At 41.4% G+C, this 9748-nt stretch carries 9 protein-coding genes; 6 read left to right on the top strand and 3 right to left on the bottom strand.

The annotated features are described in order from the left end of the window. Positions 1 to 30 precede the first annotated feature (30 nt). The 3 genes from ACTL4S_RS13960 (at position 31) to ACTL4S_RS13970 (ending at position 2634) form a co-directional block, all read left to right on the top strand. Entirely contained in the window at positions 31 to 1089 is a 1059-nt protein-coding gene (locus tag ACTL4S_RS13960; protein WP_195725999.1) for a fatty acid desaturase, read from the top strand. A 217-nt stretch (positions 1090 to 1306) separates the two neighbouring features. Continuing rightward, positions 1307 to 2017: an SGNH/GDSL hydrolase family protein gene (locus tag ACTL4S_RS13965; protein ID WP_004280437.1), complete on the top strand. Its 711-nt coding sequence runs from the start codon at positions 1307 to 1309 to the stop codon at positions 2015 to 2017. A 32-nt stretch (positions 2018 to 2049) separates the two neighbouring features. Beyond that, a complete protein-coding gene (locus ACTL4S_RS13970; protein WP_180087530.1) occupies positions 2050 to 2634 on the top strand; it encodes a uracil-DNA glycosylase family protein in 585 nt (194 codons plus the stop codon). A gap of 96 nt (positions 2635 to 2730) precedes the next feature. On the opposite strand, the gene ACTL4S_RS13975 is transcribed toward ACTL4S_RS13970, so the two are convergent. The 3 genes from ACTL4S_RS13975 to ACTL4S_RS13985 form a co-directional block, all read right to left on the bottom strand. Beyond that, positions 2731 to 3207 (bottom strand): pyridoxamine 5'-phosphate oxidase family protein, encoded by a 477-nt coding sequence (locus ACTL4S_RS13975; protein WP_180181316.1) that lies wholly within the window; start codon positions 3205 to 3207, stop codon positions 2731 to 2733. A 160-nt stretch (positions 3208 to 3367) separates the two neighbouring features. Next, positions 3368 to 3805: a hypothetical protein gene (locus tag ACTL4S_RS13980; RefSeq protein ID WP_005106837.1), complete on the bottom strand. Its 438-nt coding sequence runs from the start codon at positions 3803 to 3805 to the stop codon at positions 3368 to 3370. Positions 3806 to 3972: 167 nt separating this feature from the next. Continuing rightward, positions 3973 to 5529, bottom strand: a complete 1557-nt coding sequence (locus tag ACTL4S_RS13985) for a phospholipase D family protein (RefSeq protein ID WP_180087527.1) — start codon at positions 5527 to 5529, stop codon at positions 3973 to 3975. 169 nt (positions 5530 to 5698) lie between these two features. Here ACTL4S_RS13985 and ACTL4S_RS13990 point away from each other — a divergent pair, with 169 nt between their 5' ends. The 3 genes from ACTL4S_RS13990 (at position 5699) to ACTL4S_RS14000 (ending at position 9074) form a co-directional block, all read left to right on the top strand. After that, positions 5699 to 6763, top strand: coding sequence for an S-(hydroxymethyl)glutathione dehydrogenase/class III alcohol dehydrogenase (locus ACTL4S_RS13990; protein ID WP_311771907.1), 1065 nt, complete (start codon positions 5699 to 5701; stop codon positions 6761 to 6763). A 209-nt stretch (positions 6764 to 6972) separates the two neighbouring features. Then, positions 6973 to 7503 carry a hypothetical protein gene (locus ACTL4S_RS13995; protein ID WP_441299563.1) on the top strand — a complete coding sequence of 177 codons (531 nt, stop codon included), beginning with the start codon at positions 6973 to 6975 and terminating at the stop codon, positions 7501 to 7503. Between the two features lie 521 nt (positions 7504 to 8024). Further along, positions 8025 to 9074 carry a 3-deoxy-7-phosphoheptulonate synthase gene (locus ACTL4S_RS14000; RefSeq protein WP_180087526.1) on the top strand — a complete coding sequence of 350 codons (1050 nt, stop codon included), beginning with the start codon at positions 8025 to 8027 and terminating at the stop codon, positions 9072 to 9074. Positions 9075 to 9748: the final 674 nt, after the last annotated feature.

Raw genomic sequence — 9748 nt, forward strand, 5'->3', positions numbered from 1 at the left:
GCAACCGTTCAGAAATTAAAGGTTGTCCATATGTCTACATCTGCGGATATGACTGACCAGCAGCGAATCTCCAAGGTCAGAAGTATCGTTACCCAGGCCGGGGAAGAGGTGCGTGCTCGTTATCCCATACTCAAACATCAGAACTTTATAGGTGCGAGTATTTTAAGCTTTGCCTGGGCAGGCATGATTGCATGCGCGGTAGCATATGGAACAGGTTATCTCTCAGCATGGTTTACCATTCCCTTGATTGCGATTTTTGCGTCATTGACCCATGAATTGGAACATGACCTGATTCATTATATGTATTTCAAAAAAACACCTTGGGCACATCATCTGATGCTGGCACTGGTCTGGTTGGCACGTCCAAACACCATCAGTCCGTGGGCACGTCGTCGTTTACATTTGCATCATCATAAATATTCAGGCACTGAACATGACCTGGAAGAACGTGGCATCAGTAATGGTATGCCTTGGGGCATTCGCCGAATTCTGGTGATTAGTGACCAGTTGATGTCAGTGTATCTGCGTCCATTTCAGATGATTAAAATGATTCATCTTTTTCTGGAAAAACAGCCTGAAAAAGAACGTAAAATTGCCATGATTTCTCAGCTATTTGGCTTTTTACCTCTCAGCATTATTTACTATGGATTGTGCTACCTGTTTGTGGTCTTTCATGGTTTAAATGCAGTTTCACCGCTATTCGGTTATGAGATGCTCTGGTCGCAAGGCATTGTCGACGCGATGCCGATTGTAAATCTGCTGGCAGTCATCTGGGTGATTCCGAACTTTATCCGTTCTTTTAGCTTGCAGTTTGTCAGCTCAAATATGCATTACTATGGCGATATTGATCCACGTGATGTGATCAAACAAACCCAAGTGCTCAATCCATGGTGGATGGTTCCGTTCCAGTTATTCTGCTGTAATTTTGGTTCGACCCATGCGATTCATCATTTTGTGGTCAAAGAGCCATTTTATATCCGTCAACTGACGTCCAAAACGGCGCATAAAGTAATGAAAGAAGTGGGCGTGCGTTTTAATGATGTGGGAACTTTTAAGCGTATGAATCGCTGGAATGACTATAAAATCTAAGCTTTAATTTCCATAAGAAATCCCGTTTTTAAGCGGGATTTTTTTATATTTATCCTTGATGTTTTACCCAATGGCAAGATGTATAAGCCTGTATTTTGCAAGAATCCTATCTTAGTTAAATTTAGGTGAACATTCATTTAAAATGACTGTTGAGGAAATAGTTCAAAAGAATAAACTCAGGTAAAATTAAGTATATCCCTATATAAATTAGCCCGCTATGTTGCTGAAAGCCGCCACCATTGCCTTGATTCCTGCACTTGTCATTCAGGGTAATCGTGTCAAGAAAAATACCCTAAGACTGCCGGAACCTGAAGGTGCACGTGAAGGTCAAACCGGAACCGGCAACAAACTGTCTCTGCTGATTTTAGGGGATTCGGCAGCAGCAGGTGTAGGAGTAGAACATCAGGATGACGCATTACTGGGTGCAATTCTGCATGAACTGAAAGATGACTTTGAAATTGACTGGAAATTACAGGCCAAAACAGGCGATACCAGCTCAAAAGTAATTCATGCTTTGGACCAAATAGAAGTCCAGCACTATGATGTAATCGTCACGTCGGTTGGCGTCAATGATGTGACCAAACTGATACCTGTCGAGGTTTGGATTCAGAAGCAGGAACAGCTTTATAGTAAAATTCAGCAAAAATTTAGTCCGAAACTGATCATTGCTGCCGGTGTGCCGCCAATGAATATGTTTCCGGCGCTACCGAATCCTTTAGCCTGGCTATTTGGCCAGTATGCTAAACAGATGAACCAGCAACTAGAAAATTTTGTGAATCAGCAAGTGAATATGCAATGGATTGAATACGATATTGAGAAGTATCGTGCCATGAATTTACAAATGGCTGCAGATGGTTTTCATCCGAGTAAGGAAGTTTATACACTTTGGGGACAAGAAGTAGCTGGCAAGATTCGGAAGACCTTCTAAAATAGTTGAAATCTCTCAATTTAGTTAATTCTATGTCTGATATTGAAACGCATCCGCTACCGCCATTTTTACCGCCCAATGCCAAATTACTGATGTTGGGTAGTTTTCCGCCACCTGCCACACGCTGGAAAATGAACTTTTATTATCCAAACTATCAAAATGATATGTGGCGGATTTTTGGACTGATTTTCTTTGAAAATAAAGATTACTTTTTAGATCTACCCAATAAAAAATTTCAGGAACAATTGATCCGGGAGTTTTTAACAGAAACGGGGATTGCGATTTTTGATAGTGGCTATCAGATCCGGCGTTTAAAGGGCAATGCTTCAGACAAATTTTTGGAAATAGTAGTACCCACCAATATTGAGCAACTGCTCAGCCAAATGCCGCAGTGTAATCATATTATGACCACAGGCGACAAGGCCACAGACACCATGATGCTGTCCATGCCTGAAGGGACTCTAAAGCCGAGTATTGGGCAACCAAGTCAGGCTTATTTTGTCGGACGTGATCTGCATTTATATCGCATGCCTTCATCTTCTCGAGCATATCCGGTTTCTCTGGAGAAAAAAGCCGAAAGTTACCGGACAATGTTTGAGCATGTGGGTCTGGTTTAATATTTAATCCAATAATCAGATGAAAAATGGTTAAAGAGCTTTTTGGCTATAGATAAGAAATAAACTTACTATTTGTAAGTTATTGACCTTATTTATTCACATATTTGGATATTCGATCCAGCGATAGCTATTGATCTTCATCTCCCGGACATGATGAAAGCTGGACCAGATTAACTGACTACCTTTGGTCCATTTTAAAGCTCGAATACGCGACTCCACCTGTCGTATTTCCTCAAGCGAGGCCGGACGTAAAGGACCAATTTCTGCATATAAGCGTACTCCTGGATAACGCTTAAATTTACCTTTAAGTAACGAATGAAACCAAAACAGTTTGCTACTGTTCACAGCCTGTATGCATGCCATCGGCTGATGCTGTAAATTCTCAGAAAAAGTAGTGGAATAAGTATCAAAGAAGAAACCGATACTGGTCTTTTTGTTGAGAAATATGGTTCCGATCGGAGTAATACTAGGAAAGCCTTTGGGGTTGACTGTTGCAATAGAGCAATGCATGGCAGCCCGTTGTGCATCAGCGACCACCTGACGAATCTGTTGCCATTCACTATCAGAAATCATGTCGTGATTCTCTTTTTATTTTTTATAAATTTTATAACAACTTATTTAGCTTGGCATTGCCTGAAAAAATTGAAGATAGGGCAGTTTAATCAATCTAAAACGTCACTCAGATTATAAAAAAGAGCCACATGGGCTCTTTAAAAAATGCAAAATTCGGCGATTAGTCATCGTATTCGACATAATCCCACAAATTTAAACGTGCTTTAATTTCCTGACGGATTTCAGGCAACATCGGCAAAAGAGTACCATCAATCCATAAGCTTAACGCTTGGGCAGAGAGTACTTGCTGCTGTTCATCGACCAGTTGTGCACCTTTCAACATGATACCGGTCTCATCAGTGGCTTCAGTTTCTACACCTTTAAATAAAACCTGTAATTCATAACTACTATCCTGAATCTGCCATTCCAGTTCGAGCTGAATATTTTCACTGGATTTCAAAACTACCTGTCCCTCGACAGTATCGGAGTCGGACAAACAGTCATGTTCCACCCGAATTTTGGCCAAATACCATTCTTGCTGGGATAAATCATGGAGAGTTTTTACAGGCGTGAGAATATCACTGAACTTAAACTGACGGCTTAGATCAAAAAATTGCATGGGAGTGGAGGGCGAACAAGCGCAAAATACGAGAAAAATGTAATTCTAAAGTAAGCGCAATAGACTGTAAAACCCTTTAAACGATGATTGGACTAAGTTAGGTTAATCGGCTATTCTCGAAATACGGGCTTTTCATAGCATGTAATTTTAAGGTCACTCCAATGTCATTACATTAACCATTCACCGGGAAATTTCGTCACCAGATTCATCATAAAACGCTGGAATTTTGTAGTTTCCGGATCATGTAAATGCTGAATACTACGGCCATCTTTTTGATGTTCCAGCCAAATCATTTCATTTTTTTCGTTCAGTTTAAGTTGATAAGCCACGCGTGGTAAGTACTGATCCATCGCACTGGTGATTTCCTTCTGAAAATCTTCCGATTCAATGACCAGACCGACTTCGGTATTCAGATAGGCTGAACGCGGATCAAAATTAAATGAACCGACAAAAACCATGCCATCCAGATCAAAAAACTTGGCATGCAAACTGGAGCTATTTTTGTTTTTAGCCGGGATAATGTCTCCGGTCATAATTTCATACCAGGTCCGTTCCGGACGGACAATGTAGGGTTTAAATTCCCAGAGTTCGATGCCACTTTTCAATAATTGCTGACGATATTGCTGGTAATAGGCATGCACTGCGGCCACATCATTGGCCTGAAAAGAGTTAGTCAGGATTCTGATTTTCACACCCTGTTGCGCACGGCGGGTTAAATAGTCGGCCCCTTTTTGCGTGGGAATAAAATATGAGGACACTAGTTCCAGATGTTTTTTTGGCTCACCCATTAATTCAAGCATATGGGTATAAATATAATCGCCATTTTTGGCATGAGGACGGGCTTTTGCGGGACTATCCGCAACAAAATAAGCTGCCGCCCAGTGCATAGGTTGTTTTTTTAAGTGTTGTTCGACTTGTTTCTCGGCAATGCCCACCCGGCGTTTGAGTTCAGTTTCATCAACATCTTCACGTTCAAATTCAGTTCTGAGCCTTTTGAGCATTTCAGGATGGCCGGCATCATTTAGCACCTGTCGTACATCATAACTCAGATCATCATTCCAGAAGTTAATAAAGGTCTGATTGGCATCTGTTACGCTTTGCCCCGCGAAGAATATATCAACATCGGTGAATTGAAAATCTTCACTGGCATCAAAATATTCACTGCTGATATTCCGGCCACCAGTCACGGCTGCAGTTCCGTCCGCAATGATTAATTTATTGTGCATGCGATGATTAACCTTTTTCATCCGGAAACCATAATCCAGCGCACGTAAATGACGAAATTTATAGGGATTAAAAATCCGGACTTCAAAATTTGGATGTTGGCTTAGAGCAAGAAGCTTGTCATCAAGCTGGGTGCCATTTTGATCATCAATCTGAACCCGCACTTTGACACCGCGATCGGCAGCTTTGAGTAATTGAGACAAGATCATATTGCCAATATAATCATCCTTCCAGATGTAATATTGCAGATCCAGATGATATTTGGCTTTGTTAATTAGGTGCAGACGCGCTGCCATACTCATAAAGCCATCATAGAGCGGCAAAAAAGCCGTTTTACCGCTATTGATCTGCTGTTTTGAAAGTTGATTGTCGATCCAGTGTGCAGGTCGAACTGGCGTGATTTTCGCTTCTTCAGCAGTGTTGGGAGCCGGTTCACAGCCAGAAAGCATGATGCTAAAAGTAAAAATGCTCAAACATACAAAAGGCGAAGGTTTAGTCATTGATGTTCCATTAATTATAGGATCTTTTATTCCTTATCTTGTGATGTTAATAGTTGAATCTCCGAATAGAAAGAGGTTACTGTTAGTCATCTGTAAATCAGCAAAAAAAGGACAGTTTTACATGAAATCACGTGCAGCAGTTGCATTTGGTCCAGGCTAGCCATTAGAAATTGTAGAAGTGGATGTTGCTCCACCAAAAGCAGGTGAAGTACTGGTAAAAATTAGCCATACAGGCGTGTGTCATACCGATGCATTTACCTTGTCTGGTGAAGATCCTGAAGGTGTATTTCCTGCAATCTTGGGTCATGAAGGTGCGGGTGTGGTCGTTGAAGTCGGTGAAGGTGTCACCAGCCTGAAACCGGGCGATCACGTGATTCCGCTTTATACTGCTGAGTGTGGCGAATGCTTGTTCTGTAAATCAGGCAAGACCAACCTGTGTGTTGCTGTACGGGCGACGCAAGGTAAAGGTGTCATGCCAGATGGTACGACCCGTTTCTCTTATAATGGCGAGCCGATCTATCACTATATGGGTTGTTCGACTTTTTCAGAATATACCGTGGTTGCTGAAGTTTCTCTGGCAAAAATTAATCCTGAAGCCAACCATGAGCATGTTTGCCTGCTGGGCTGTGGTGTGACTACCGGTATTGGTGCAGTACATAACACCGCTAAAGTTCAGGAAGGTGACAGTGTTGCAGTATTTGGTTTAGGTGGTATCGGTCTTGCTGTAGTACAAGGCGCACGTCAGGCCAAAGCCGGCCGTATCATTGTGATTGATACCAATCCGGATAAATTTGAACTGGCGAAACAGTTTGGTGCGACAGATTTCCTGAATCCAAACGACTATGATCAGCCGATTCAGCAAGTGATTGTCGAAATGACTGGTTGGGGTGTAGACCATTCATTCGAATGTATCGGTAATGTAGATGTAATGCGTTCAGCACTAGAATGTGCGCACCGTGGCTGGGGTCAGTCAGTGATTATTGGTGTAGCCGGAGCAGGTAAAGAAATTTCAACCCGTCCATTCCAGTTAGTCACAGGTCGTAAATGGATGGGTACTGCTTTTGGTGGGGTGAAAGGTCGTTCACAATTACCGGGAATGGTAGAGCAATCCATGAAAGGTGAAATTCAGCTGGAACCTTTTGTGACTCATACCATGCCATTAGGTCAGATCAATGAAGCTTTTGACCTAATGCATGAAGGCAAGTCAATTCGTACCGTCATTCATTTTGACTAAGCTTTTTCAATTTTAAAAAAGACCGGTATTAAACCGGTCTTTTTTATGCGGCTTTCACTTGATTCAGGATACATTAGTGCATGAAAGCCTCACAGAGAGTCACTGAAACAAAACACGCCTGCTAATGTCATTACATGCCAGATGCTTATATTAAATAGGACGTATGAAGATACGTGCTAAAACCATTTTAAAGAATAAGGATAAGCTCTATGTCGAATGATGATTTTGATCGTGATGTAATTAAGAATGCGCCTAAAGATGTCCGCGATGATTTAAATGCCGATCCAATTACGGGTGAGCCTGGCGCACATCCTGTGGGTACAGGTGTAGGTGCTGCAGGTGGCGCAGCGGCAGGTGCAGCCATTGGTGCTGCAGGCGGTCCAGTGGGTGTCGCTGTCGGCGGTGTAGTCGGTGCTGTTGTTGGCGGTCTGGCAGGTAAAGGTGTAGGCGAAGCTATAAATCCAACAGAAGAACAGGCTTACTGGCGTGATAATTCGATCAATACGCCATACTATTCAGATGCTCGTACCACCTATAGCGATCTGGATTATGACCGTGATTATGATACGGCCTATCGAGTTGGTTATGAAAACCGTGGCAGCTATGATGCCCATACTCGTTTTGAAGACGTAGAACCTGATTTGAGATTGAAATGGGAACAAATAAAAGGCGAATCACGTTTAAACTGGGAACAGGCTAAATTTGCAGTGCGTGATGCCTGGAATCGTGTTTCACGTTAATTTTTAATCTTTGGATTAAACTGAAGTTTCTTTGGTAAAACCCGCAATAGGTTTGTGGGTTTTACTAATTTTAGTGATACATATCACGGTTTGATTGATCGATAAATAAAAGTAGAAAAGTTAATAAATATTTTTTTATATTTAATGCTTGTCAAATGATCACAGAGCGCGTATTTTAATTTCAGAATCACATTTTATGAAAGACATAACATGTTAAAGCAACCTATCATTTCAAACGCATATTTTTATTTCTGGCAGTTTAGCTAATTGCCTGAATGCGTTTGGGCAATGAAAAGGTTGCCCACCAGTTTATACCTGATCGGCAACCCTGATCAGGTTTTTTTATGCCTTTCATTTTTTAAAATATTTTGGAGACAGCCATGACAAACTTTAACTATTCATATTTTAACAACTTTTATTGGTCTTATTTTAGTCAGCTAATGACACTCACAACACTTTCGATTAGACCCATAACGCTCAAATAAAAGTTTGGACTGATTGCCAGTCCCAGGATTAAAGTCATGAATACCCCAAATACATCACAACAACATCATGCTGAAAGCATTTTAATTTTACCTCAGCAGCTTAAGCAGCAATTGCCACTGTCTCCGCAATTGGCCAGCCAAGTCGCTGAACATCGTCAAATCATTCAAAATATATTAGAAGGCAAGGATCATCGTTTGATGGTGGTCACCGGCCCATGTTCCATTCATGATGAAGCTTCGGCGCTAGACTATGCAGAAAAATTAAAACAGCTTCAGTCACAGCTATCTGATCAGATTTTCCTGGTGATGCGTGCTTATATCGAAAAACCGCGGACTACCGTAGGCTGGAAAGGTTTCCTTTACGATCCAAATCTGGATGGTTCATCCAATATGCAATTGGGCTTGGAAAAATCTCGTGACTTATACCTAAAAATCATTGAAATGGGTCTGCCCATTGCCTCTGAAATTCTTAGCCCGATGGCAACTGCTTATTTCGATGACTTATTAGCTTGGGGTGCGATTGGCGCACGTACCAGCGAATCGCAAATTCATCGCGAAATTTCCAGCCATATGCCGTACAGCATCGGTTTCAAAAATGGTACTGACGGTTCGATCCAGATTGCATTAGATGCCATTCAGTCTGCCTCTCATCCTCATCAATTCCTGGGGATGAGCCAGTCTGGTTTACCATGCATTTTACACTCGCAAGGTAATCCTAAAGCACATTTGATTTTACGTGGCTCGAATAGCGGACCAAATTACCAATTGTCAGAAATTGAGAAAATCCGGGCCAAACATCAGATCGACTTACCGGCATTGGTGATTGACTGTAGTCATGGCAATAGCTCAAAAAATCCGATGCTGCAGCCTGAAGTATTGGAGCAGATCGTGGCAGAACGCTTACAGACCAATGTTCGTGGCGTAATGCTAGAAAGTCATCTTGTTGACGGCAACCAGAAAATTTCTGAGCAAATGACTTATGGTCAGTCTGTAACTGATGGATGTCTGGGCTGGACAAAAACCGAACAACTATTGTTAAATATGACTGACTCACTACGGCTCGAAGGTTTGAAGCGTAGTGCTTAAAACTGAATGATGTCTTTCCTCAATTGATTGGGGAAAGACAGAATCGGATGAAGCCGATCAGCGCATCTCCCAGATGCTTAAACTAGCTCATCACAGCGTTTGAAAATAAAAATAATGATTAGAACGATTTTATAAATTGAATAAAAATAATTAAATTAAAAAATAAACAATAACAATAATTTATTAGAGGTCTTGCTTCAGCTGATTCTACACGGCTGACCAGTCATGATCTCAGGAATCTCGATATGTATACAACCGAATTGCTCGATGAAGCGCGTAAATTTATGCACCATATGCTAAGCGTAATACGGACTCCAATAATGAACTGCGCTTGCAAATCAAATTGAAAAGTAATCGTCTTAACCCAGTTTTACAGGCGGAAAGTACTCAAATATCTATGCTTGAGCAGTCTAGATCACGCACACTTTCTACCGATTAATACTGAGGATCTGGGCAACGCATAATTTGGCTAAAAATGTATGGCCAATGTCACTTTTAATGTTAGGTGGCATAATCAATGCCAGAGTCTGAAAGCGGATATTTCTATTTTGGACTTACAAGGGCTGTTATTCACCAATTAAAATGTCTATGCGATAAACCATTTAAAATGTCCTGTTTTTAACCACAAGAGTCAAGCACAGGATTTAACTTTCTTTGTTCAATAACAGCTTTCT

Source organism: Acinetobacter lwoffii (genome assembly GCF_052078135.1).
In the GTDB taxonomy this organism is placed as follows: Bacteria; Pseudomonadota; Gammaproteobacteria; order Pseudomonadales; family Moraxellaceae; genus Acinetobacter; species Acinetobacter lwoffii_Z.